The organism is Hyphomonas sp. UBA4494 (genome assembly GCF_002388935.1).
Classification (GTDB): domain Bacteria; phylum Pseudomonadota; class Alphaproteobacteria; order Caulobacterales; family Hyphomonadaceae; genus Hyphomonas.
On sequence record NZ_DGNK01000026.1, the window covers coordinates 1 to 25,654 of the forward strand.

Here is a 25,654-nt window from a genome sequence, read left to right on the forward strand (position 1 = left end):
CCCTGTTCCCATCAGGCAGTAACGAGAAGGCCGTCCCATAAGGGGCGGCCTTTTTTTTATCGGGCGTCAGTCGAGTTTGATGTCAGCGCCTTTTGGACCGCCCTCTTCGACTTCCACGCCGAATGTCTCAAGGAAGCGGCAGACCATCATGTAGTAGCCGATCAGCAGAACCAGCTCTTCCAGCAGGGACGGTCCGAAATGTTTCAGAACCGGTTTGAGCGCGCCGTCTGACGGATGGGGATGCGTTACCAGATGGTCTGTAAAGGTCAGTGCCAGTTTCTGCTCGTGGCTCAAGCCGTCGGCATTTGGACCAGATTTCACCGCTTCGATCAGTTCGCCATCCATGCCGATCGCCAATCCGATAGCCTCGTGCTGGCTCGTTTCGTATTTAGCATTGGACAAGTACCCGACACGCAGGATCACGCATTCGCGGGTGATCGGATCCAGTTTTCCGTTTTGAAGGAAGGCCGTGCCCATGCCGACAAAGGGTTTCAGCAGATGAGGAGCATGGCCAAGCATTTGAAAGATATTGAGCGGGGCGAGCTTATCCAGAAAGGCTTTCTGGTCTTCAGGAAGGGCGTCAACGTCGGGATAGGGGATGCGGGACACAATTTTTCTCCATGGGCTGAAGCTCTAGTCTTGCGGCATGACGGCATTTGAGGCAAACCGCTCTTTCGCCTGTAGGGGTATAGCTCAGTTGGTAGAGCATCGGTCTCCAAAACCGAGGGTCGAGGGTTCAAGTCCTTCTGCCCCTGCCAGGCGGATTTCCAAATTTTCAGTCAATACAGTCCGTTTCCGGGCCGCTTGTCCTGGCGGCGCTTAGATGATTGAAAAATCGCGGAGCGGTGCGATGCTGGTCAGAATTGACGGGAATTTCAGACCATGCCGAACGCAATGTCATTGGAAAGCGCACAGCCTTGGTGGAAGGGTGCGGTCATCTATCAGATTTATCCGCGGTCGTACCAGGATACGAATGGGGATGGCGTTGGCGATCTGAAAGGCATAACGCAGAGGCTGGACCATGTGGCCTCACTCGGCGTGGACGGTGTCTGGATATCGCCTTTCTTTACATCCCCCATGAGGGATTTCGGATATGATGTGGCCGATTATTGCGATGTCGATCCGGCATTTGGCACGCTGGAAGACTTCGACGCACTCTTGAGTCGAGCGCACGCACTCGGCCTGAAAATCATAATCGATCAGGTCTATGCACACTCATCCGACGCGCACGCCTGGTTCGCCGAGAGCAGAGAGGACCGAACCAATGCTCGAGCGGATTGGTATGTCTGGAGCGATCCAAAACCCGATGGAACACCGCCTAACAACTGGCAGGCTGTGTTTGGCGGACCGTCCTGGACATGGGATGCGCGACGGCAGCAATATTACATGCACAATTTCCTGCCGAGCCAGCCGCAATTGAATTTGCACAATCCGGATGTCCAGGATGCGCTCGTCGATGTGATGCGGTTCTGGCTGGATCGCGGCGTGGACGGTTTCCGACTCGATGCGCTCAATTTTTCCCTGTTCTATCCGGACTTGCGGGACAATCCGCCGAAAATTCCTGCACCCCGAAATGTGTCGCGTCCCTTTGACCTTCAGGAACATGTTCACAATCAATCGCATCCCGATTTGCCCAAATTCCTGAAGCGCTTGCGAATGCTTATGGACGAATATGGAGAAGTATTTTCGGTCGCGGAAGTTCCAGGTCCAAACCCGCTTGAAGAGATGCGGGCCTATACGGAGGGGGAACAGAATCTCAATTCCGCCTACAACTTCGATTTCCTCTATGCGAAGCGATTGGGAGCCGAAGCGATAGCCACATCCCAAAGCAACTGGCTTGGCGCGCCAGGAGAGGGCTGGCCATCATGGGCCTTTTCAAATCATGATGCGCCGCGGTGTGTCAGCCGCTGGTTGGAGGGTGCCGATCCTGTTGTTCGGGCCAAATTGACCACAGCTTTGCTGTTTTGCCTGCGCGGAAATCCCATCCTTTATCAAGGCGAGGAGCTTGGCCTACCGCAGGCGGAGATTGCGTTTGAGGATTTGCAGGACCCTGAAGCAATCGCGAACTGGCCCCGCACGCTCGGCCGCGATGGCGCTCGCACGCCAATGCCCTGGGCCAGCGCCGATACATATTGTGGTTTCAGCGATGCCAAGCCGTGGCTGCCTCTGGGCCAGGGCCATGCGGATTTGGCGGTAGATCTTCAGGAAGCCGATCCCCAATCCATGCTTCAATTCACACGCACGCTCGCGCGTGTGCGCGCCAGCTCGCCCGCGTTACAATATGGCGAAATCGAATTTATCGACTTGTCCGGGGACTTGCTCGTGTTTCGTCGGCTATGGGAAGGCGAAACGATTGAGTGCGTCTTCAATATTGGCGGGACCGAAGTGGTGGCTGCGATGACAGACGTTTCATCTGATCAGGTTCTAATGTGCGTCGGAATCGATAGTCAAAACAAGACACGCGTCCCGCCATACTCGTGTCGGATTTCCCGCCACTAGGACAAGCCGCAGGATTCGCGAACGATAAGTTCGGTTGGCAGACGCTCAGATCGCATGCTGCCTGTGTCCACCGACGCAATCAGCTTGGCGACAAGGATCCGCCCAGCCCGCGCAGGATCCTGTGAGATCGTGCTCAGGGCAGGATAGCCATAGGCGGAGAGTTGAAGATCGTCATAACCAATCACCGAGACGTCATCGGGCACACGCACTCCCTCTCTGAGCAAGCTGCGAATGGTGGCCAGGGCAATCAGGTCATTTGCTCCGAAAACAGCATCAAACGTGACGCCGCGCTCCATCAGGCTGGAAATGGCAGCTTCGGCGGATTCTACGTCAAAACTTGACTGGAGCGTGAGGTCCGCATCGAGCGGAATGTCAGCCCGACGATGCGCAGAGATATAGCCTTCATAGCGCTGCAGAATCTCTGGATTGGACGTATCACCGACAAAAGCGATTCGCCGGCGGCCGAGATTCAGCAAGTGAGACGTCGCCCGTTTGCCGCCGCGCAAGTTATCCGAGCCGATAGAGCAGTATTTCTGGCCGGGGATTTCCGCGCCCCAAACTATGAAACGGCTTTCAGTTTCGGCCAGTTGGTTGAATCTTTCGTGCAAGAAGCTCTGGCCAAGAAATATGACGCCCTCAGCACGGTTCGCGGTCATGATGGAGGCGAGGTCGTCCTGGTTTTTCGGGGCCAGATAAGAGATCAGCACATCGCAGCCAGCCAAACGCCCAGCCTCACTGAGGCCGCTGATCAGTTCCTGAAAGAACGGGTCAGAGACTTCCGTCTGGCGCCCAGCCAATGTAGGCACGACGACTGCAATCGTCGCAGCAGCGCCGGACAAGAGCGCGGGCATGGATGGTCGGAAATTATAGTTGTGCTCGCGGGCGATCTTCCAGACCCGACGCTTGGTTTCATCATTCACTGCGGAGCTGTTGTTGAGGGCGCGCGAAACAGTTGCGATCGACACACCCGCGATTGAGGCAAGATCTTCCAAACGCGTTCTAGTGCTGGACATCTCGTGCTTCCTCCGCTTAAGAACACCGAAAACAACGTTGTCACATGTTTGGTCTATTCGTCCAGACCGTTGATCAAAGAGTCTGCAAAATTTGCAGAGAAGCACTACCAGCCGGGGAGGCGAAGCTAAAGTGAAGAATGATGATACCAAAATTTGCGTTTCACGACCTTTGCGAGTCTGACGAATAAGCTGACAAACTAGAAAATACTTGGGATCGATCCGAATTCGGCCTGATTCCGACAATGTTCACCTCGAGCGCTCTGGAGACTGCCTGATGGCAAAATTCATTCCTGTCGATCCGTTCGACATCGTTATCTTCGGCGGGACAGGTGACCTCTCCCGGCGCAAGCTCTTGCCTGCCTTGTTTCACAGATGGCTGGATGGCCAGATTCCGGAATCCAGCCGTATTGTTGGCACTGCGCGCAGTGAGATGGACACCAAAGAATATCGCAAGATGGCAAGAGAAGCCTGTGAGTCAGCGTCTGGCGACAACTGGGATACGAAGGAATGGTCCAAGTTCGAGAAGTTCATTGAGTATGTGTCCATTGATGCAACACAGGAAGATGCAGATTGGGCCACCCTCAAATCTTTCCTGACACTGGATGACAACCGTCCGTGCGTATTTTACCTCGCTACGTCGCCGCGCCTGTATGTTCAAATATGTGAAGCACTGGGCAAGGCGGGCCTGTCAGAGGGCAACACTCGGGTTGTGCTGGAAAAGCCGATCGGGACCGATCTGGAATCTGCCAAGGCGATCAATGACGGTGTTGCTCAAGTCTACGCCGAACGCCAAGTTTTTCGGATTGACCATTATCTTGGCAAAGAGACGGTACAGAACCTCATGGTCCTGCGATTTGCCAATATGCTGTTCGAGCCAATTTGGTCTCGCAATTATGTTGACCATGTTCAGATCACGGTTGCTGAAGACTTGGGTCTCGAGGGACGTGCAGATTATTATGATAAATCCGGTGCCCTGAGAGACATGGTGCAAAACCATATGCTCCAGCTGCTGTGCCTGACGGCTATGGAGCCGCCGAACCAACTCGACGATGATGATGTTCGTACCGAGAAAATCAAGGTGCTCAACGCGCTGACACCGATCACGGGCGAAGCCGCCAAGAAGCAAACTGTTCGCGGGCAATACAAGGCTGGTGTGAAAGACAACAAGCCCGTGAAAGGCTATCTGGAAGAGTTGAGTTCTGAAACCGTCAGCTCGACTGAGACCTTTGTGGCGATCAAGGCCAATATCGACAACTGGCGATGGGCGGGCGTCCCCTTCTATCTGCGGACTGGCAAGCGGATGTCGCAGCGTCACTCGGATATCATCATTCAGTTCAAACCAACTCCCCATTCCTTGTTCGGGGAGGGGTATGAGAGTGCGAACAAGCTGGTTATTCGTCTGCAACCGGATGAAGGTGTGCGCCTGTTCGTTCAAATCAAGGAGCCGGGCCCGGGCGGCCTCCGCGTCAAGTCTCTCCCCTTGAATCTCTCCTACGCCGAAAGCTTCACAGTTCGGTATCCGGACGCGTATGAGCGTCTGTTGATGGATGTAGTACGCGGAAATCTGTCCCTCTTCATGCGCAAGGATGAAGTTGAAGCGGCATGGACTTGGGTTGATGGGCTTATCGAAGCCTGGGAAAAATCAGGTGATCGCCCCGAAGCCTACACAGCCGGTTCGGATGGCCCACTCGCTGCTGCCATGATGATGGACCGCGACAATCGGGCATGGTGGGAGGGATCATGAGCGGATTGGCGCATGAATTCATGATGTTTGACAGCCGCGATGAGGCAACGCGCTTTGTAACGCAATTCATAGCAGGTGGGCTGACGAAGGCGTTGGAGCTGAAAGGCACCGCGTCGCTGATGGTGTCAGGTGGCTCAACGCCGGGGCCGATATTTGATGCCCTTGCCACGACCGAGCTGGATTGGGCGCGGGTCATGGTTGGTCTCGTCGATGAACGTTGGGTCAACCCTGAAGACGACGCATCCAACGAGCGCCTCGTACGCAGCCGACTGCTAAAGGCAAACGCCGGAGCTGCAGGCTTTCTGCCGATGAAAACAATGGACGCCATGCCACAGGAAGCTGTGGCAGACAGAGACAAGGCGTATGCCCCGCACTGTGAGCCCGCAGACGTGGTTTTTCTTGGTATGGGTGAGGATGGTCATACCGCCAGCTGGTTTCCGGGTTCGAAGGATCTGTCAGCCGCTCTGGAAAGTGAAAATGTGGTTGCAGCCGTTGATGCGACCGGGTGTCCGGTCGCCGGTGAAAATCCGCAGCGTATTACCCTTACAGGCAAGGGCGTAACGAGTGCGTCGTCCGTGATTCTGCTAATCTTCGGAGAAGCGAAAAAGGCAGTGTTCGACACGGCGATAATGTCATCCGTGCAGGAAAAGCCTATTAAATATGCAATCGATAAATTGGGGCCGCGTTTGACGGTCGTATGGGCAGCATAATGGTTGAGATGAATTCGACAATCGCAGAAGTGACCGCGCGTATTCGAGAGCGGTCACGTGACTCGCGCCAAGCATATCTCGAAATGATCCGTAGTCGCCGCCCCAAGGATTTCGCCCGACGGAGAATGTCTGAAAGCAGTTTGGCGCACGCCTCGGCGGGATGCGCGGTGATTGAGAAGACACAATTACTCGGCGCGGGTTGGCCGAACATTGGCGTCATCACAGCCTACAACGACATGCTTTCAGCACATGCGCCGTATCAGGACTACCCCGCTATTATTCGGGATGCCGCACGGGAGGTGAATGCCATTGCACAAGTCGCCGGAGGCGTCCCTGCAATGTGTGATGGCGTCACACAGGGCTTTACCGGTATGGAGCTGTCACTGTTTTCTCGCGACGTGATTGCGATGGCATCGGCCATCGGCCTGAGTCACGACGTGTTTGATGGCGCAATGCATCTGGGTGTTTGCGATAAAATTGTTCCCGGCCTCGTGATCGCTGCGCTACGGTTTGGCTGGATCCCGTCTGTTTTCGTGCCAGCTGGGCCCATGCCGTCCGGTCTGCCCAATCCTGAAAAGCAACGCGTTCGCCAGTTATTTGCGGAAGGCAAGGTTGGTCGTGACGCGCTATTGAAAGCGGAATCGGAAAGCTATCACACGCAGGGTACTTGCACATTCTATGGCACAGCGAACTCGAACCAGATGCTGATGGAAGTCATGGGGTTCCACTTGCCAGGCGCTGCCTTCGCCAATCCAGGCACACCTATTCGCGAAGCGCTGACACGTGCAGCCACACATCGCGTCGCGGAGATCCATGCGCAGGGCGATCACTATATGCCAGCGGGCGAAATGATCGATGAGCGGTCTATTGTGAATGGCGTGGTAGGTCTGATGGCGACGGGGGGGTCTACCAATCATGCACTTCACTTGCCAGCCATGGCAGCTGCTGCGGGCATCATTCTAACTCTGGAAGACTTTGCGGATATCAGCGCGGTGACGCCGCTGCTGGCGCGTGTTTATCCAAACGGGCCAGCTGATGTGAATCATTTTCACGCAGCAGGCGGTATGGGTTTCCTCGTACGTGAGTTGCTCGATGCCGGTTTAATGGATGGCAACGCCATGGGTGTGGCTGGTCCGATATCAGGCTACGCGGCGGAGCCTTATCTGGAAGATGGCAAAGCCGCCTGGCGTCCTGCACCGGAAACCAGTGCCAATACGGACATATTGCGCCCCGTATCTGATCCATTCTCCAAGGATGGCGGACTGCGGATGATGGACGGTCCGATTGGCTTGGGCGTCAGCAAGGTGTCCGCTGTAAAACCGGAGCATCGCATTGTGGAAGCACCTGCGATCGTATTCGATTCCCAGGAAGCGCTGAAAGCTGCATTTGATGCAGGAGAATTGGACAAGGACTTTGTCGCGATTGTTCGGTTCCAGGGACCAGCGGCGAATGGCATGCCTGAATTGCATACACTCACGCCGCCGCTCGCAGTTTTGCAAGATAGGGGCTTCAAGGTGGCGTTGGTCACGGATGGTCGTATGTCAGGCGCGAGCGGTAAAGTGCCGTCAGCGATCCATGTGAGTCCGGAAGGTTCACGCGGCGGCCCGATCGCGAAAGTGCAAAATGGCGACATGATTGTGTTTGATGCCGAGCGCGGTGTGCTCGATATCAAGGTTGATCCGGAAGAGTTTGCAAAGCGCATCCCGGACGAATACAGGCCAAACGAGAACGGGATGGGACTCGGCCGCGAAATGTGCACCTATTTCCGAGAATTGGCAGGCCCTGCCGCCAATGGGGCGAGCCAGTTCAATTTCTCGAACCGGGGGGATTGATCTGATGGGTGAGCCCGTTCTGGTAGGGGATGTAGGGGGAACCAATGTTAGGTTCGCCGTGGCTGAGAAGCGGGGCGGCAAAGTCGAGATCAGTGATTTTTCAAAACTGTCCGGGGATAGTTTCGAAACATTTGCCGCTGCGTTGCGCCGATACTTGCAAGACACCGGTTTAGAGCCGAAGCATGCCTGTTTTGCCATGGCCGGCCCTGTGCGGGACGGAGAAGTCATGCTGACCAATCGAGATTGGCACGTCTCAGCCCGGCACCTGTGCGAGGTATTCGGCTTTGACGACATTAAAATCATCAATGATTTCACCGCCATGGCCCGATCGGTACCTGAGCATTCCGGAGACTATTTTGAGGAAATCTTGCCTGGCAAAGAAATACCGGAACTGCCTGTAATAGTAGCCGGGCCTGGCACCGGATTCGGTGTGGCATCCTTGTTTCCCCTGGGCGACGATGCCTGGCAGGTTCTCACGGGTGAGGGCGGGCACATCGCCTATGCGCCAAGGGACGCATTGGAATTCGACATAGCGAGTGTTCTCATGCGGACTCAGGGCTATGTATCGAACGAACTGGTTGCGTCGGGCATGGGACTCGAATTCGTCCATCGCGCATTCTGCGAAGTCTTCGGGCGCGAATTGGAAGACATCTCGCCTGAGGAAATGCGTCACCGGGCTGACGAAGGTGACGAGATGTTTGATCAGTTAATTGCCATGCGCGCGAAAGCCGTCATGGGGGCGGTCGGCGACCTGGCGCTGGCAAATGGAGCGCTTGGCGGTGTCGTTCTGGCTGGTGGGGTAACTGAGCGAATCGTTGATTATCTGCGACGACCTGAGTCAGTTGCCCGGTTCCGTGTACGTGGGCCGATGTCTGGCTACCTTGCGAATTGTCCGGTACGCCTTATGCACGACCCCGAGGCGCCTCTGATTGGCGCTGCTGCCTACTATGCCCAGGAGACGCTTAAATGAATTCCTCGCTTGATGCCTTGAAAGCGGCCGCCCAACGGGCACCGATTGTTCCTGTGCTTGTGGTGCCTGATGTGGACGCAGCGGCTCCATTGGCGCGCGCGCTTGTTGAGGGCGGTCTCACGATCGCTGAAGTGACGCTGCGCACGCCAAGTGGCTTGAAGGTCATTGAGGAAATGAAGAAGGCGCAGCCGGATTTGATCGTGGGGGCGGGGACAATCTTGACGAAGGAGGACGTGGTGAATTCAATGAATGCCGGTTCCGACTTCCTTGTGTCTCCCGGCATGTCGCCCGGCCTGCTGGACGCACTCGGTGATTATATGGGCATCACAATTCCGGGCGTGGCGACCGCGAGCGAAGCGATGACGCGCTATGAGGAAGGGTTCAAGATGCTGAAGCTGTTTCCGGCCGCGATTGCTGGCGGCGTTGGCGCGCTCAAGGCGCTGTCCGGACCGCTGCCGCATCTCCAATTCATGCCGACGGGCGGTGTCAGCGCCGATAATGCGGGTGAGTATCTGGCCCTGCCAAATGTGGTGGCAGTAGGTGGCTCGTGGATCGCGACGGAGAAGGATGTAACCACTGGCGCCTGGTCGTCCGTTGCCGAGAAGGCAAGAACGGCGCTTAGCAGGATCTAATCGCCGTCCTCAAATGACCTTGTTTCAGGAGCGTCCGAAAACGCGCTCGAAGGTCGTGTCCACGTGTTTGAAATGGTAGCCAAGGTCGAACAAGGACTCGAGTTCGGAATCTGTCAGTCGGGATGATACATCCTCATCCTGTTTGAGCAGGTCGAGAAGGTCACCTTCCTTCTTCCAGGTCCGCATCGCATTGCGTTGTACCAGACGATAGCTGTCTTCACGGCTGACGCCTTTTTCGACGAGGGCCAACAAGATGCGTTGCGAATTGTGGAGGCCACCCATGCTGTCGATCGTGCTCATCATGTTTTCGGGATAGACCAAGAGGTTCTCGATCACGCCGCCAAGACGGTGCAGCGCAAAATCAAGATGCACAGTCGCGTCCGGTCCGATGCCACGTTCGACCGAGGAGTGCGAGATATCGCGCTCATGCCAGAGCGCAACATTTTCCATGGCAGGCGTCACAGCGGATCGGACAAGCCGGGCAAGACCCGTAAGGTTCTCCGTCAGAATGGGATTACGCTTGTGTGGCATGGCGGATGAGCCCTTCTGGCCCGCCGAGAAAAACTCTTCGGCTTCGAGCACTTCGGTGCGCTGAAGGTGACGTACTTCTGTTGAAAGCCGTTCAATAGAGGACGCGATCACACCCAAGACTGCGAAGAACATGGCATGGCGGTCGCGCGGGATGACCTGCGTAGAAACGGGCTCGACGCTGAGACCGAGCTTTTCGGCAACATGAGTCTCAATCGACGGGTCGATATTTGCAAATGTACCAACTGCGCCGGAGATTGCACATGTCGCCACTTCTTCGCGAGCCAGCACCAGGCGGGTCCGTGCGCGCTGGAATTCGGCATGATAGCCGGCAAGTTTCACACCGAATGTAGTGGGTTCTGCATGAATCCCGTGACTGCGGCCAATTGTGGGTGTCAGCTTGTGTTCAAAGGCCCGTTTTTCCAGTGCGGCCAAGACGCGGTCTACACCAACCAGCAGGAGGTCGGTTGCACGTACAAGCTGAACATTGAAACATGTGTCCAGGACATCTGAAGAGGTCATGCCCTTGTGCAAAAAGCGCGCTTCGTCACCAACATGTTCTGCAACATTTGTCAGAAAGGCGATGACGTCATGCTTCACTTCCCGCTCGATTTCATCGATTCGATCGACGTCAAACGCCGCACGTTCGCGGACCGCTGCGGAGACTCCCTCCGGGATCAGACCCTTCAGCTCCATGGCTTCGGCTGCGAGGGTCTCTATCTCCAGCCAGATGCCGAATTTGGATTCGGGAGACCAAATGGCTGCCATTTCGGGGCGGGTGTATCTGGGGATCATGGAGTACCTCGGGGCTGGGATTCGGCTTTCTAATACTGGCTGGAGCACAGAACACCAGTGTCTCGGTAAATTGAGCGCAGAGGAAACTGCGTGGCGGGTGCGTATCCCCTGGTGCGGGGAGGGTTGCGGAATATGAGTGCATGGTTGAAATGCGTGGTAATTGGTAGACTGGAACGCTTGTATGTTTCGGTGGCGGCTGGAGCAGGTTCATGCAACTCAAACCGATGATCGCGACCGCTGCTGGCCTTCTGTTGATGGGACCAGCGCTGGCCGAAAACATAACTGGAACCTGCCATGCGCCTGTTTTGATTCCGGAAACGTTCGAGACCGTGACCGAGCAGGTGCTGCACGAGCCCGAACGCACCGAAATTCGTATCTATACCGCCGAGTACAAAACAGTGTCGCGGTTGGTCGAGGTCAAACAGGCCGCGACCGAGTATAGGATCGTGCCTGCAGTCTATGAGGCGGTTACAGAGCAAGTGCTGGTCCGGCCGGAACGAACAGAGACGGTTGTGATCCCGGCAGAATACGAAACCTACACCGAACAAGTGCTGGTCCGGCAGGCTTATTCGACCCTGGATTTGAAGGACGAGGTGGCTGGTCGCGAGATTGCCGGCGAGGATGAGGCCAGCAAAGCTTTTCAGAATGACGTGCTTGTGTCGGTCGAGGTCCCGGCAGAGTACAAGACAATTACACGCACGCGTATTGTGAAGCCTGAACAGTCCGAGACACGCATAGTTCCAGCAGCGTATCATACGCTCGTGAAGCAGGTCCTGGTCGAACCGGCACGTGTCGAGCCGGTTACGATACCAGCGGAGTATGAAACTCTCATGATCGAACAATTGGTCAAGCCCGCCCGTGAAGAAATCGTCTCGATCCCGGCAACGTACCGCACGGTCGAGAAACGGATCGTGACAGGCGAGGGGAGGGCAGAATGGAAGCCTGTGTTGTGCGACGAAGATATATCTCCCGAGACGATTACTGCCCTTCAGAAAGCGCTTTCACAAGTCGGTCATGCGGTCGAAATTGATGGCAAATTCGGGCCCGCAACGATGAGCGCGCTGAAAGAGTACCAGCGGGAGCAGGGCTTGGGTGTGGGTCAGCTGTCGTTTGAAACGCTAGAGGCACTCGGCGTACCTGCTCACTGATCCTTTGGCTGCGAATGGATCGCAAAAAGCCGATTGAATTCATGGCTATGGCGCCGAGCCTGCTGCGCCCGTTCTGCTTTGCGCCGTGACGCACCGCCGCAGTATAGTGCACGTGAGTTGGGCAATAATTCAGGCTAGACTGAGTTGCTGCGATATATTGCGTCTGTCTGTTGCGCCATAGGCGAAACCGTCCTAATCCGGCGCCAGATCAAGCCACCCCTGCGGCAGGAGACAAGGTACCATGTCAGAGATCGAACGCTTGGCACTCGACTATTTGCCCGTGATCATTTTTCTGGTCATCGGTGCCGTGATTTCCGGCCTGTTCATTCTAGGTTCGGTGCTTCTGGCGCCCAGCAATCCCGATCCGGAAAAGAACTCAGCATATGAGTGCGGCTTCCCCGCTTTTGACGACGCGCGGATGAAGTTCGATGTGCGCTTCTATCTCGTCGCGATTCTGTTCATCATCTTTGACCTGGAAGTGGCATTTCTGTTCCCGTGGGCAGTAAGCCTTGGAACGATTGGCTTGGTCGGGTTCTGGTCCATGGTTGGTTTCCTCGGTGTTTTGACCATCGGATTTGTTTATGAGTGGCGCCGCGGTGCGCTGGAGTGGGAATAATGGCTGACGATTACAAGACATATGCTCTTGGCGGCGCGCGGACGGGAGTCGAAGGCGGCTTCCAGCCCGGCAATGATGACCCGTTCTATACCGGCCTGTCAGACCAATTGGCTGATAAAGGCTATTTCACCGCCGCAGCCGACGATCTGATCACTTGGGCGCGCACCGGTTCCCTGATGTGGATGACGTTCGGCCTTGCCTGCTGCGCCGTGGAAATGATGCATGCTGGCAACCCGCGTTACGATCTTGAACGCTTCGGTATGGCGCCGCGCGGTTCACCCCGCCAGTCGGACGTGATGATCGTTGCCGGCACCCTGACCAACAAGATGGCGCCAGCCCTGCGCAAGGTTTACGATCAGATGCCAGAGCCACGCTATGTGATTTCCATGGGTAGCTGTGCCAATGGCGGCGGCTATTACCATTACAGCTACAGCGTTGTTCGTGGCTGCGATCGAATCGTGCCGGTCGATATCTATATTCCGGGGTGCCCGCCGACTGCTGAAGCGCTGGTTTACGGCTTCTTGCAGCTGCAGAAAAAGATTCGCCGCGAAGGCTCGCTGGAACGGTAGGAGCTGACATGATGACCACAGAAGCTATCGAAGCCCTGGGTGAGCTGGGCGCTCACATCGCCGCGCGCCAGCCGGATGCCGTCAAGTCTGCGGACGTGACGCTTGGCGAGCTGACTGTGTTTGCCGAGCGCGATCACATTGTGAGCCTGATGCGCTTCCTGCGCGACGACCAGCAGTGCAATTTCGAGACGTTTGTCGATGTTTGTGGGGTCGACTATCCGGAGCGGACCGAGCGGTTCGAAGTCGTTTATCATCTTCTTTCGATGCGGATGAATCATCGTGTGCGGGTACGTATCAGGACCGATGAAGACACACCCGTTCCGAGTATTGTCGGGCTTTGGCCTGCCGCAAACTGGTTCGAACGGGAAGCCTTCGACATGTATGGCATCCAGTTCTCCGATCATCCTGACCTTCGCCGCATCCTCACCGACTACGGCTTTGAGGGGTACCCGCTGCGTAAGGACTTCCCCCTGACAGGCCATTATGAAGTGCGTTACGACGACCTTGAAAAGCGCGTCGTCTATGAGCCGGTCGAACTGCCGCAGGAATATCGCAATTTCGATTTCCTCTCACCGTGGGAGGGTATGACCAGTCATATTCCCGGGGACGAGAAAGCCGAGGAGCCTTCTGAATAATGGCTGACACCGCGCACATCTCCGAAATGGAAGACCGAAAGTTCACACTGAATTTCGGTCCTCAACATCCGGCCGCCCACGGCGTCCTTCGCATGATTCTCGATCTCGACGGCGAGATCGTGACCCGTGTGGACAGCCATATCGGTTTGCTGCATCGCGGCACCGAGAAGCTGCTGGAGTACAAGACATTTCTGCAGGGAATGCCATATTTCGACCGGCTGGACTATTGCTCCCCCATGAACCAGGAGCACGCTTGGTGCCTGGCAGTCGAGAAGCTGCTGGGCGTCGAAGTCCCCAGGCGGGCAAGCCTGATTCGCGTGCTCTATTCAGAGCTCGGCCGGATCATGTCGCACTTGCTGAATGTAACAACGCAGATCCTTGACGTAGGCGCGTTGACGCCGATTACCTGGGGTTTTGAAGAACGTGAAAAACTGTGCGTGTTCTATGAGCGCGCCTCCGGCAGCCGCATGCATGCCGCTTATTTCCGCCCTGGCGGCGTCCATCAGGACCTGCCGCAGAACCTCATCGACGATATTGCGGAATGGTGTGAGCAGTTCCCCGGAAAGCTCGATCACATCGAGAGCCTGGTCACCGAGAACCGCATCTTCAAACAGCGCAATGTCGATATCGGCCTGGTCGATGAGAAGACCATCATGGAGTGGGGATTCTCGGGCGTAATGGTGCGTGGGTCCGGGTTTGCCTGGGACCTTCGCCGCTCGCAGCCTTATGAATGCTATTCCGAGCTCGACTTCAAAATTCCGGTTGGACGGAATGGCGACAATTATGACCGCTATGTCTGCCGCATGGAAGAGATGCGCGAGTCGGTGAAGATCATGCAGCAATGCATTGACCTGATGTCAAAGGAGGGGCCCGGGGCTGTCCTTGTGCCCGGTTCAAAGCTTGCGCCGCCGCGTCGCGCCGAAATGAAGAATTCGATGGAAGCGCTGATCCATCACTTCAAGCTGTACACTGAAGGTTTTCATGTTCCGGAAGGCGAGACCTATGTCGCTATCGAGGCGCCGAAGGGCGAGTTCGGCGTTTATCTCGTCTCAGACGGGACGAACCGCCCGTATCGCGCCAAGATTCGCGCGCCGGGCTATCCGCACCTGCAGGCGATGAACCATCTCAGCAAGGGTCACATGCTGGCGGACGTGTCCGCCATCTTGGGCTCACTCGATATCGTGTTCGGGGAAATCGACCGATGAGTACTGCGCAGACACGCTTTTTTGACGAACATCCTCTCAAGGATGAAGCCCGTCGCTGTTTTTCGAAAAGGGGCGAGTAGTGGCACTACGCCGTTTTGACATGGAGGCTGGAGGCGACACATTCGCGTTCAAGCCCGAGACCGAAGAGAAGATTGCGTTCTGGCGCGGCAAGTACCCGGCTGACAAGCAGCGGTCTGCGGTGATCCCGATGCTGTGGCTGGCGCAAAAGGACAATAGTGGCTGGCTATCCGAGCCTGCAATGCGTGAAGTCGCCGACCGTCTGGAGATGCCGTATATCCGCGTCTATGAAGTCGCGACCTTCTACACGATGTTCCGTCTGCAGCCGGTCGGAAAGTACCACATCCAACTCTGCGGCACGACGCCTTGCCAGTTGCGCGGCGCCGAAAAGCTGAAGGAGGTCTGCCGGACCGAGATCGGCAAGCAAATGTTCGTGACCGATGACGGCCGTCTATCCTGGGAAGAAGTTGAGTGTCTTGGCGCGTGCGTGAATGCACCGATGGTTCAGGTGAATGACGATTATTTCGAAGATTTGACGCCAGATTCGCTGGGGATGATTCTCAACAAGCTGAAGAATGGCGTCGAGGCGCATCCCGGTCCACAAGTTGACCGCATCAATAGCGCGCCGGAAGGTGGCACCGCCATTCTGACCGATCCGCAATTGTTCGACGGAACACGTAACCAGTCGGTTGCGTTGCCCAATTTACCGACCGCAGAGCCGGAACCAGAGCCGACGGCTGCTGGCAAGCCAGCGGAATCCGCGCCGACGAACACACAACGTGAAGTCCCCCAAAAGGATAACACCGGCAAGACGACGCTGATCTCGAAGACAGAAACCGCCGAGAGATCTGCGCCTGCTGCTGTTTCCGGAGAAAAGCCGGAATCGGTCACGATCGCTGCTGAAGGCCATGATGATCTGAAGCGCATCAAAGGTATCGGCCCTAAGAACGAAGATGCGCTCAATGAGCTCGGCATCTTCACCTTCCGGCAGATCGCGGACTGGTCGCCAGCCAATGTTGATTGGGTTGAAGACTATATGAGCTTCCCGGGTCGCATTGAGCGGGAAGACTGGATCGCGCAAGCAAAAGAGTTGGCCACGGGTGGCGAGACCGAGTTCTCGAAGCGGGTCGATGCGGGGCAAGTTGCCTCCAGCAAGGATGATGAGGACTAGGCCATGCTGCAGGACAAGGATCGCATCTTCACAAACCTCTATGGTTTGCACTCACCCGACCTCGAAGCGGCGAAGAAACGCGGCGCCTGGCACCTCACCAAGGAGATGCTGGATCAGGGGCCAGACTGGATATGCGACCAGATCAAGGCCTCCGGCCTGCGTGGTCGCGGCGGCGCTGGCTTCCCGACCGGTCTGAAATGGACGTTCATGCCGAAGGAAGTGCGTGATCGACCGCACTATCTCGTCGTCAATGCTGACGAGTCCGAGCCCGGTACCTGCAAAGACCGCGAGATCATGCGGCATGATCCCCATCTGCTCATTGAGGGCTGCATGGTGGCAAGCCGCGCGATGCGCGCCCATAAATGCTATGTCTACCTACGTGGTGAATATATCAATGAACGGCATGCGCTCGAGAAAGCCGTCAAGGAGGCTTATGAGGCTAAGCTGATCGGCAAGGACAATGTGAATGGCTGGGATTTCGATCTCTATGTCCATCACGGGGCCGGCGCCTATATTTGCGGCGAGGAGACAGCCTTGCTGGAAAGCCTTGAAGGCAAGAAGGGACAGCCCCGGCTGAAACCACCGTTTCCGGCCAATGCTGGCCTGTATGGCTGCCCAACAACAGTAAACAATGTCGAGTCGATTGCAGTGGCTCCGACCATTCTTCGCCGCGGTGCTGAGTGGTTTGCCGGATTTGGCCGTCCAAACAATGCGGGCACGAAACTGTTCTGTATTTCCGGGCACGTGAACAAGCCATGTAATGTCGAAGAAGAAATGTCGGTCACTTTCCGTGAGCTGATTGATAATCACTGCGGCGGTATCCGGGGTGGTTGGGACAATCTCAAGGCGGTGATCCCCGGTGGATCGTCCGTGCCGATGGTGCCGGCTGAGCAGATCATGGACGCCTACATGGATTTCGACACACTGCGGGACCTTAAATCAGGCTTGGGCACGGCGGCGGTGATCGTGATGGACAAGGACACCGACCTGATCAAGGCAATTGCCCGTCTCGCATACTTCTACAAACATGAAAGCTGCGGCCAGTGCACGCCGTGCCGTGAAGGCACAGGCTGGATGTGGCGCGTCATGGAGCGAATGGTCAAAGGCGAAGCCGAGCATGATGAGATCGAGACGCTCCTGGATGTAACCAAGCAGGTTGAAGGCCACACGATTTGCGCACTCGGTGACGCAGCGGCCTGGCCGATTCAGGGCCTGATCCGCCACTTCCGCCATGAGATTGAGGATCGCATCAACCAGTACAGACTGCCGCGCGCCATGGTGCAGGGTGCAGTCGTGGCAGCGGAGTAGAGATATGTCCGACGACCTTTTCAAGTTGAATGTCGATGGCCAGGACATCGAAGTGCCGCGCCAGTACACGCTGATGCAGGCGTGCGAGGAAGCGGGCGCTGAGATTCCGCGCTTCTGTTATCATGAGCGCCTGTCGGTGGCCGGAAACTGCCGCATGTGCCTGGTCGAATGGGAAGGCGCGCCGAAACCGATTGCCTCGTGCGCGCAAACCGTGGGTGACATGCGTCCGAACCGGGATGGATCGGCACCGAACATCCGCACCAAGGGCGCCTATGTGGAAAAAGCCCGCAATGGCGTCATGGAATTCCTGCTGATCAACCACCCGCTGGATTGCCCGATCTGCGACCAGGGCGGCGAGTGCGACCTGCAGGATCAGGCCATGGCCTATGGCCGCGCCGGCAGTCGCTATGACGAGAACAAGCGCGCCGTCGAAGACAAGAATATGGGCCCGCTGGTCAAGACGATCATGACCCGCTGCATCCAGTGCACGCGCTGCGTACGCTTTGCTGCCGAAGTGGCGGGGGTCGAGGAACTCGGCATGATTTCGCGTGGCGAGAATGCTGAGATCACAACCTATCTGGAAAAGAGTCTGACATCCGAACTGTCTGGCAACGTCATCGATCTGTGCCCGGTTGGTGCGCTGACGTCCAAGCCATACGCGTTCAATGCGCGCCCATGGGAGCTGCGTAAAACATCCTCTATTGATGTGATGGACGCCATGGGCGCAGCGATCCGCGTGGACGCCAAGGGCGATGGTGTGATGCGTATCCTTCCTGAAGTGAGCGAAGGCATCAACGAGGAGTGGCTGTCGGACAAATCCCGTTTCATTTGGGATGGCTTAGCCCGCCAACGCCTCGACAAGCCTTACATTCGCGAGAACGGCAAACTGCGCCCGGCTAATTGGGGCGAGGCTTTTGCGGCCGTGAAAGAGGCGCTGTCGGCATCCCCTGAAAAAATCGGCGTTGTCGCCGGAGACTTGATCGAGGTTGAGCAGGCCAAGGCAGCGCTTGATTTTTTCCGAGAGCTCGGTGTGGAGAATACAGATTGTCGTCCCGCCGGGGCGCAATATGGCACAGATGGGGTGCGCGAACGTTATATCCTGAATGGCACACTGGCTGGCGTAGAGGATGCCGACGCCTTGCTGTTGATTGGTACGAATCCGCGCGTTGAAGCCGCTGTCTGGAATGCGCGCATCCGCAAGGCATGGCTTTGGGCTGACCTGAAAGTGGGTCGTATCGGCGAAGCAGCGGATCTGACATATGAGCATGCTTGGCTCGGTGATGGTGCATCAGCCCTCACAGATATTCGCAATTCGGACTTCGGCAAAGTGCTCTCCGATGCCGGGCGACCGATGATCGTCGTCGGTGAGGGCGCACTCTGCGGCGAAGATGGCGCGGCAGTTCTCGCAAAAGCGCTGGAACTGGCAAACGAAATTGGTGCGATAAAGGACGGTTGGGCCGGATTTGGCGTTCTTCACAACGCGGCAGGCCGTGTTGGTGCGCTAGACATCGGGTTTGTGCCCGGCGAGGGCGGAGTTGCGACAGCAGAAATACTGTCCGGTGGTATGGATACCGTTGTGCTACTCGGAGCTGACGAGCTCGATCTGTCGGGTCTTGGCGATGCGAAGGTCATATACATCGGCTCGCATGGAGATGCGGGGGCCGCACGCGCGGATATCATTCTGCCGAGTGCCGCTTATACCGAAATGTCGGCAACCTTTGTGAACACAGAAGGCCGCGTCCAGATGACCAGCCGCGCTGTGCAGCCAAAAGGCGAAGCGCGCGAAGGCTGGGCTATTTTCCGAGCCTTGTCGGAGGTCGTTGGCAAGAAACTACCTTATGACACCGCCGATGCGCTGCGCGCTGAGTTGCGCGGTCCTGAGGGTGAAAGTACCACTTTCTCCGGGCTGGGATTCGCGCCCGGCGCGATGGGTGCGGAGGCCCTCAAAACGCCAATCACGACCGCTCCGACAATCCTTACTACCGCGACATTCCGTCCGGTGTTTGACGATTTCTATATGACGAACCCGATCGCACGGGCGTCCAAGACGATGGCCGAATGTTCTGCGCTGGCCTCAGCGCTGGACACTCCGGTAGCAGCGGAGTAGGGCGGGCGCCATGAGCAACTACGTCGAGTCTCTCGGGCAACTTTGGGGGCCATTGCTGGTCCTCGGACAGATCGCACTGTTCACGCTCGTCCTGTTGTTATCGATCGCATTTCTCCTGCTTTTGGACCGTAAGGTCTGGGCTGGTGTGATGATGCGCAAAGGTCCGAACGTCGTCGGGCCCTTCGGCTTGATGCAGTCATTCGCCGATTTCGGAAAATTCCTGCTCAAGGAAATCGTGATTCCGGCTGGTGCGAACAAGACCGTCTTTCTCATCGCGCCAATCCTGACCTGTACGCTGGCCTTCGCAGCCTGGGCGGCGATTCCGGTTGCGCCCGGTACGGCAAGCGGCACCAGTTGGGTCATCTCGAACCTCAATGTTGGCGTGCTTTACCTGTTCGCCATAAGTTCGCTGGGCGTCTATGGCATCATCATGGGCGGCTGGGCGTCGANNTCGGCGCGCTGCGCTCGGCGGCGCAGATGGTTTCCTATGAAGTTTCGATCGGTTTCGTTATTGTGACCGTCATTCTGCTCGTCGGCTCCATGAACCTGACGGATATCGTCAACGCTCAGGAAGGCGGTATCTGGACCTGGCATGCTTTCAGTTTCCAGCACTTCCCGCTGATTGTCGTCATGTTCCCGATGTTCATTATCTTCTTCGTCTCAGCGCTCGCTGAGACGAACCGGCCCCCCTTCGATTTGCCGGAAGCCGAATCCGAGCTCGTCGCTGGTTACCAAGTGGAGTACGGCTCAACGCCCTACCTACTGTTCATGCTGGGCGAGTATCTTAACATCGTCCTGATGTGCGCCCTGATGACGATTCTGTTCTTGGGCGGCTGGCATGGTCCATTCGCACTGGGCGAGGAGTTCGTCCGCGACCATCCCTTCGTGAATGCGTTCGCCGGCTTGTTCTGGTTCATGTTCAAGATCCTGTTCCTGTTCATCATGTTCGCGATGGTGAAGGCGATTGTCCCTCGTTACCGCTATGACCAGCTGATGCGCCTGGGGTGGAAGATCTTCCTGCCAACCTCGCTCGTGGCGGTTCTGATTGTGTCCGGCTATGTCGTTTATCTGGGAGTTCAGTCATGAGTCTGGCTCAAACCATCCGCGGCGCGCTCCTGACCGATTTCCTCGGCGCGCTCGTCGTGGCGACAAGGGAAGTGTTCACGCGCAAGGCAACGGTGAACTATCCGTTTGAGAAAAATCCTCTTTCTCCGCGCTTCCGTGGGGAACATGCTTTGCGGCGTTATCCCAGCGGTGAAGAGCGCTGCATCGCCTGTAAATTGTGTGAGGCAATCTGCCCGGCGCAGGCCATCACGATTGNNACCACGCGCTACGACATCGACATGACGAAATGCATCTACTGCGGCTTCTGTCAGGAGGCCTGTCCGGTCGATGCCATCGTGGAGGGGCCGAACTTCGAATTCGCCACTGAAACGCGCGAGGAGCTGTTCTATGACAAGGACCGCCTGCTCGCGAATGGAGATCGTTGGGAACGACTGATCGCCAAGAATCTGGAACTCGACGCGCCTTATCGCTAGGCCGCCGAAACTATTAACTCATGGGGCATTCTGCCCTGCAAAGAAGGGGGCCTAGTAGGGCTGTGGCAGTCATCGCTTTCTATCTGATCGCGGCCGTCGTGCTCGTATCGGCGCTGTCGGTGATCATGGCGCGCAACCCCGTTCATTCGGTGTTGTGGCTCATTCTCGCATTCTTCTCATCGGCCGGTTTGCTTGTGCTGATTGGCGCTGAGTTCCTGGCCATGCTTTTGGTCGTTGTCTATGTCGGCGCGGTTGCTGTGTTGTTCCTGTTCGTCGTTATGATGCTGGACGTCGACTTCGTCGAGCTCAAGCGCGGCACACTGAGATACTGGCCGTTCGCTGTGCTTGTCGGGATCATATTTGCCGCCGAAATCGTGCTGGCATCGGTGATCGGCACGGCAGACATGGAGACCAATTTCGATGCATCTCCGGGCGCTGAGACTAATGCCGAGGCCATAGGACAGGTAATGTATACGCAATACCTGCTGCTGTTCCAGATGGCGGGCATCATCCTGCTCGTTGCCATGGTTGGTGCCATCGTGCTGACGCTGCGCCACCGTCCAGAGACCAAGCGTCAGAACATTGCCAAACAGACCTCGCGCCGTCGCAGCGATGCCTATGAATTGAAAGACCCCACTCCGGGGCAGGGGATCTAAGACATGGACCTTGGGCTTTCCCATTTTCTCGCCGTTTCGGCGGCCCTGTTTACAATCGGGGTCGTAGGCATCTTTGTGAACCGCAAGAACATCATCGTCATCCTGATGGCGATTGAGCTGATCCTGTTGTCGGTGAACCTCAACCTCATCGCCTTTGCGGTATTCAGTGGCACGATTGCCGGGCAGGTCTTCGCAATGCTGGTGTTGACAGTTGCAGCAGCCGAGGCAGCTGTTGGTCTTGCCATTCTCGTCGTCTACTTCCGCAACCGCGGTGATATCTCGGTCGAAAATGTCGACCTGATGAAGGGGTAAGGCGATGCTTCCAGATATCCTGATCCTGTACATCGTCCTTGCGCCGGGGCTCGTGGCGCTGACCGGCCTGGTGCACAAGCAGATTGGCGACAAGGTCGTCATGGGGCTGACCACTGCTGTCGTACTATCAGCAGGCGCGCTGTCGCTGATCCAACTGTTTGCCTATGTGGCAGGTCTTGGCGGTCACACGGGCACCGAGGAGCATCATGCAAGTCTTGTCGCCGCAACGACGGGGATGGAAATCAAACAGCATGTGATTACCCTCATGCCTTGGATAAGCGTCGGCGAATTCCAGGCGAATTGGGCAATCCGCGTCGATACGTTGTCCATTGTGATGATGGCGGTGATCACCGGCGTATCCGGCCTCGTGCATCTCTATTCCTGGGGATACATGAGCGAGGATCCGCACAAGGCGCGTTTCTTCAGCTATTTGTCGCTCTTCACCTTCATGATGCTCATGCTGGTCACCGCTGACAATTTCATCCAGCTGTTCTTCGGCTGGGAAGGCGTGGGTCTCGCCTCCTACCTGTTGATCGGCTTCTGGTACCAGAACAAGGCGCCGAACGACGCCTCCATCAAGGCTTTCGTTACCAATCGTGTAGGCGATTTCGGCCTTGCGCTGGGTATCATGGCCGTCTTCTTTGTATTCCGTTCAGTCGAGTTCGGTCCCGTACTGGACGCCGTGCGCAACAATGCGGCCGTTGTGCCCGTTGGCTTCACGGAAGCGGCACCGGTCCGGGACCTGGTGATTCCGTTCCTGCATTGGAATCTGAACGCGCTGGAAGTTATCGGCGTGCTGCTCTTCATTGGCGCTATGGGCAAGTCGGCCCAGTTCTTCCTGCATGTCTGGTTGCCGGATGCGATGGAAGGTCCGACCCCTGTATCGGCCCTGATCCACGCCGCAACCATGGTGACCGCAGGCGTCTATCTCATCTGCCTCTTGTCGCCGATCTATGAGTACACATTCTACGCCGCAGGCATGATCACCATCGTGGGTGCGGTGACCGCGCTCTATGCGGCCACGGTTGGTATGGCGCAAAACGATATCAAGCGCGTGATCGCCTATTCGACCTGTTCCCAGCTTGGCTACATGTTCTTCGTGGCAGGTGTCGGCGCCTATGAAGCGGCCATGTTCCACCTCTTCACGCACGCCTTCTTCAAGGCGCTTCTGTTCCTTGGCGCTGGCTCGGTTATCCATGGCATGCACCATGAGCAGGATATGCGTCGCATGGGCGGGCTCGCCAAATTCATGCCGCTCACCTATGCGGCCATGATGATCGGGACGATTGCCATTATCGGCCTCGGTATTCCGCACACCCAGATCGGTTTCGCTGGCTTCTTCTCCAAGGACGCCATCCTGGAAAGCACTTTCGCCGCTGGCCAGTCCAAGGTCATGTTCGGTCAGGTAGCTTTCTGGTTCGGCCTGATTGCAGCCTTCCTGACGAGCTTCTATTCTTGGCGCCTGATCTACATGACGTTCCACGGTCCGAAGACGTGGGAAGCGCATGATCATCATGATGACCACGCTCATGAAGATGCGCATGCGGCTGATGACGCACATGGCCACGCACATGATCACACGCCGCATGAGAGCCCGCTCGTCATGCTGGTGCCGCTGGGGCTGCTCAGCCTAGGGGCGATTTTCGCGGGCGTTTATTTCTACGACGCGTTCGTGGACGGCATTAATGAGACGTTCTGGGCTGGCGCGATCTATCGCGCCGCAGAGAACCATGTCCTTCATGATCGTCATAATGTGCCTGAATGGGTGTTGTACGCACCGCTGGTCGTCACGATTGCCGGCTTCCTGATTGCGACGTTCACCTATTACTTCAACCGGGGTGTTGGTAAGCGTGTCGCCGACAGTGGCGGTCCGTTGCACTCGCTGTTCTACAACAAATGGTATTTTGACGAGATCTATCAGGCCACGCTCATCAAGGGCTCGGCCATGCTCGGCAATCTCTTCTGGAAGGCTGACAAAAAGATCATCGACGGCATCGGGCCTGATGGTGTTGTGGCCGTGACCAAGGCTTCGGCTGGGCGCTTGTCGAAGATGCATACCGGATATCTCTACCACTACGCATTTGTGATTATCGGTGCTGCACTTGTATTCGGCGGAATACTGTGGCTGCGCGCTGGAGGAGCCAACTAATGGGCGGTTTTCCCATTCTTTCAGCGATGACGTTCCTGCCGCTGGCAGGTGCACTCATCATCATGCTCGTGCGCGCAGCGACAGCTGGCAGCCGAGATGCATCGTCCAGTGATACCGAGGGGCGCACAGCGCTTCTGGCTGGCCTGATCATATCTGGCGCCACGTTCATTGCATCGCTCGCAGCATTTGGTGCGTTTGATGCGTCCCAGTCGGGCTACCAGCTGGTGGAGCAATACAGCTGGTATCGTAACATCAGCTACAAGATGGGCATTGATGGCCTGTCCATTTCGCTCATTTTGCTGACCACTTTCCTGATCCCTATCTGCCTCCTCGCCAGCTGGAACTCGATCCACAAGCGCGTGACAGAGTATGTGGTCGCCTTTCTCGTTCTTGAAACCTTTATCATCGGTGTCTTCACTGCGATGGATCTCGTCCTGTTCTATATCTTCTTCGAGGCTGGACTGATCCCAATGTTCCTGATCATCGGAATCTGGGGCGGCAAGGACAAGATCTATGCGGCGTTCAAATTCTTCCTTTATACGCTGATCGGTTCACTGCTGATGCTCGTGGCCGTCGTGTACATGTACCAGGTTGCTGGTGGTTCTGACTTCGAGATTCTGGAGAAGTATTCCTTCGATCCGAACGTTCAGACCTGGCTGTGGCTGGCCTTCATGGCGTCGTTCGCCGTGAAGTTGCCGATGTGGCCGGTCCATACATGGTTGCCGGATGCGCACGTGCAGGCACCGACTGCGGGATCCGTTTTGCTGGCAGGCATCCTTCTGAAGATGGGCGGCTATGGCTTCCTGCGCTTTTCACTGCCCATGTTCCCGGACGCGAGCCAATTGTTTCAGCCGATGATGTTCGCACTAGCGGTGATCGCGATCGTATACACATCGCTGGTCGCGTGGCGTCAGACGGACATGAAGAAACTGATCGCATATTCGTCAGTTGCGCATATGGGCTTTGTTACGCTCGGCGTGTTCGCCTTCAACGAAGCCGGCGTACAGGGCGCCATCTTTCAGATGCTGAGCCACGGCCTGATCTCCGCCGCGCTCTTTCTGATCGTTGGCGTCGTTTATGACCGGATGCACACTCGTGAAATTTCCGCCTATGGCGGATTGGTTCACCGGATGCCGGTTTATGCCACGTTCTTCATGCTGTTCACCATGGCCAATGTCGGTCTTCCGGGCACGTCTGGCTTCATCGGCGAGATCCTGACCATGGTCGGTGGCTTCCAGGCTTCAACCTGGGCAGCGTTTGGCGCCGCGCTTGGTGTGATCTTTTCGGCCGTTTATATGCTCACCCTGTATCGCCGGACAGTGTTTGGAAAAATCACCAATCCTGATCTGAACACGATCAAGGACATGAACAGGATTGAATGGATCTGCATTGCTCCACTCGCAATCCTCACAATCCTGTTTGGTGTTGCACCCAATTTGATTTTCAACATTACCGAAGGTTCTGCCTTGCGCATTCTGAACCTGATGGCGGGAGGCTGA

Annotated in this window: 22 protein-coding genes, 1 tRNA gene and 1 pseudogene; 21 read left to right on the top strand and 3 right to left on the bottom strand. The window is 56.6% G+C overall.

The genetic code is table 11. The features are described 5' to 3' along the window. Positions 1-66 precede the first annotated feature (66 nt). The gene (locus B2P82_RS09775) at positions 67-609 is read right to left on the bottom strand and encodes a carboxymuconolactone decarboxylase family protein (protein ID WP_290496895.1); all 543 of its coding nucleotides are present in this window, start codon (positions 607-609) and stop codon (positions 67-69) included. A gap of 73 nt (positions 610-682) precedes the next feature. Here B2P82_RS09775 and B2P82_RS09780 point away from each other — a divergent pair. Beyond that, positions 683-758: transfer RNA gene (locus tag B2P82_RS09780), tRNA-Trp, on the top strand. A 124-nt stretch (positions 759-882) separates the two neighbouring features. Then, on the top strand, positions 883-2,499 hold the full coding sequence (locus B2P82_RS09785) for an alpha-amylase family glycosyl hydrolase (RefSeq protein ID WP_290496896.1): 1,617 nt from the start codon (positions 883-885) through the stop codon (positions 2,497-2,499). On the opposite strand, the gene B2P82_RS09790 is transcribed toward B2P82_RS09785, so the two are convergent. Continuing rightward, the gene (locus B2P82_RS09790) at positions 2,496-3,512 is read right to left on the bottom strand and encodes a LacI family DNA-binding transcriptional regulator (RefSeq protein WP_206990513.1); all 1,017 of its coding nucleotides are present in this window, start codon (positions 3,510-3,512) and stop codon (positions 2,496-2,498) included. The genes B2P82_RS09785 and B2P82_RS09790 overlap by 4 nt on opposite strands. A 274-nt stretch (positions 3,513-3,786) precedes the next feature. Between B2P82_RS09790 and zwf the strand changes: the two genes are divergently transcribed. The 5 genes from zwf to B2P82_RS09815 are packed head-to-tail and all read left to right on the top strand — an operon-like array spanning position 3,787 to position 9,400. After that, positions 3,787-5,256, top strand: a complete 1,470-nt coding sequence (gene zwf, locus B2P82_RS09795; RefSeq protein WP_290496897.1) for a glucose-6-phosphate dehydrogenase — start codon at positions 3,787-3,789, stop codon at positions 5,254-5,256. Then, on the top strand, positions 5,253-5,966 hold the full coding sequence (pgl, locus tag B2P82_RS09800) for a 6-phosphogluconolactonase (protein ID WP_290496898.1): 714 nt from the start codon (positions 5,253-5,255) through the stop codon (positions 5,964-5,966). Before zwf ends, pgl begins: the two co-directional genes overlap by 4 nt. Then, positions 5,966-7,798: a phosphogluconate dehydratase gene (gene edd, locus B2P82_RS09805; protein WP_290496899.1), complete on the top strand. Its 1,833-nt coding sequence runs from the start codon at positions 5,966-5,968 to the stop codon at positions 7,796-7,798. Before pgl ends, edd begins: the two co-directional genes overlap by 1 nt. A 4-nt stretch (positions 7,799-7,802) precedes the next feature. After that, positions 7,803-8,768, top strand: coding sequence for a glucokinase (locus B2P82_RS09810; RefSeq protein WP_290496900.1), 966 nt, complete (start codon positions 7,803-7,805; stop codon positions 8,766-8,768). Further along, the gene (locus tag B2P82_RS09815; protein ID WP_290496901.1) at positions 8,765-9,400 is read left to right on the top strand and encodes a bifunctional 4-hydroxy-2-oxoglutarate aldolase/2-dehydro-3-deoxy-phosphogluconate aldolase; all 636 of its coding nucleotides are present in this window, start codon (positions 8,765-8,767) and stop codon (positions 9,398-9,400) included. The genes B2P82_RS09810 and B2P82_RS09815 overlap by 4 nt, the downstream gene beginning before the upstream one ends. Positions 9,401-9,424: 24 nt before the next feature. On the opposite strand, the gene purB is transcribed toward B2P82_RS09815, so the two are convergent. Next, positions 9,425-10,723: an adenylosuccinate lyase gene (gene purB / locus B2P82_RS09820; protein WP_290496902.1), complete on the bottom strand. Its 1,299-nt coding sequence runs from the start codon at positions 10,721-10,723 to the stop codon at positions 9,425-9,427. A gap of 209 nt (positions 10,724-10,932) precedes the next feature. Between purB and B2P82_RS09825 the strand changes: the two genes are divergently transcribed. The 14 genes and pseudogenes from B2P82_RS09825 (at position 10,933) to B2P82_RS09890 (ending at position 25,654) form a co-directional block, all read left to right on the top strand. Continuing rightward, a complete protein-coding gene (locus B2P82_RS09825) occupies positions 10,933-11,871 on the top strand; it encodes a peptidoglycan-binding domain-containing protein (protein WP_290496903.1) in 939 nt (312 codons plus the stop codon). A gap of 241 nt (positions 11,872-12,112) precedes the next feature. Then, positions 12,113-12,487 (top strand): NADH-quinone oxidoreductase subunit A, encoded by a 375-nt coding sequence (locus B2P82_RS09830; protein WP_034812269.1) that lies wholly within the window; start codon positions 12,113-12,115, stop codon positions 12,485-12,487. Further along, entirely contained in the window at positions 12,487-13,056 is a 570-nt protein-coding gene (locus B2P82_RS09835) for a NuoB/complex I 20 kDa subunit family protein (RefSeq protein ID WP_034812271.1), read from the top strand. Before B2P82_RS09830 ends, B2P82_RS09835 begins: the two co-directional genes overlap by 1 nt. An 8-nt stretch (positions 13,057-13,064) precedes the next feature. Beyond that, on the top strand, positions 13,065-13,691 hold the full coding sequence (locus B2P82_RS09840) for an NADH-quinone oxidoreductase subunit C (protein WP_242517303.1): 627 nt from the start codon (positions 13,065-13,067) through the stop codon (positions 13,689-13,691). Then, positions 13,691-14,896: an NADH-quinone oxidoreductase subunit D gene (locus tag B2P82_RS09845; RefSeq protein ID WP_290496904.1), complete on the top strand. Its 1,206-nt coding sequence runs from the start codon at positions 13,691-13,693 to the stop codon at positions 14,894-14,896. The genes B2P82_RS09840 and B2P82_RS09845 overlap by 1 nt, the downstream gene beginning before the upstream one ends. A 79-nt stretch (positions 14,897-14,975) precedes the next feature. Next, positions 14,976-16,085 (top strand): NADH-quinone oxidoreductase subunit NuoE, encoded by a 1,110-nt coding sequence (nuoE, locus tag B2P82_RS09850; RefSeq protein WP_290496905.1) that lies wholly within the window; start codon positions 14,976-14,978, stop codon positions 16,083-16,085. 3 nt (positions 16,086-16,088) lie between these two features. Beyond that, positions 16,089-17,393 carry an NADH-quinone oxidoreductase subunit NuoF gene (gene nuoF / locus B2P82_RS09855; RefSeq protein ID WP_290478780.1) on the top strand — a complete coding sequence of 435 codons (1,305 nt, stop codon included), beginning with the start codon at positions 16,089-16,091 and terminating at the stop codon, positions 17,391-17,393. Between the two features lie 4 nt (positions 17,394-17,397). Continuing rightward, complete coding sequence (gene nuoG / locus B2P82_RS09860; protein WP_290496906.1) at positions 17,398-19,500, top strand: NADH-quinone oxidoreductase subunit NuoG; 2,103 nt, start codon at positions 17,398-17,400, stop codon at positions 19,498-19,500. A 10-nt stretch (positions 19,501-19,510) separates the two neighbouring features. Continuing rightward, positions 19,511-20,586, top strand: a pseudogene (nuoH, locus tag B2P82_RS09865) (NADH-quinone oxidoreductase subunit NuoH). Further along, positions 20,583-21,038: an NADH-quinone oxidoreductase subunit NuoI gene (gene nuoI, locus B2P82_RS09870; protein ID WP_290496907.1), complete on the top strand. Its 456-nt coding sequence runs from the start codon at positions 20,583-20,585 to the stop codon at positions 21,036-21,038. Before nuoH ends, nuoI begins: the two are co-directional and overlap by 4 nt. Positions 21,039-21,100: 62 nt before the next feature. Further along, the gene (locus B2P82_RS09875) at positions 21,101-21,694 is read left to right on the top strand and encodes an NADH-quinone oxidoreductase subunit J (protein ID WP_034812287.1); all 594 of its coding nucleotides are present in this window, start codon (positions 21,101-21,103) and stop codon (positions 21,692-21,694) included. 3 nt (positions 21,695-21,697) lie between these two features. Continuing rightward, positions 21,698-22,006, top strand: a complete 309-nt coding sequence (nuoK, locus tag B2P82_RS09880) for an NADH-quinone oxidoreductase subunit NuoK (protein WP_034812289.1) — start codon at positions 21,698-21,700, stop codon at positions 22,004-22,006. A gap of 4 nt (positions 22,007-22,010) precedes the next feature. Continuing rightward, positions 22,011-24,155: an NADH-quinone oxidoreductase subunit L gene (nuoL, locus tag B2P82_RS09885; protein WP_290496908.1), complete on the top strand. Its 2,145-nt coding sequence runs from the start codon at positions 22,011-22,013 to the stop codon at positions 24,153-24,155. Continuing rightward, positions 24,155-25,654 (top strand): NADH-quinone oxidoreductase subunit M, encoded by a 1,500-nt coding sequence (locus B2P82_RS09890; protein ID WP_290496909.1) that lies wholly within the window; start codon positions 24,155-24,157, stop codon positions 25,652-25,654. Before nuoL ends, B2P82_RS09890 begins: the two co-directional genes overlap by 1 nt.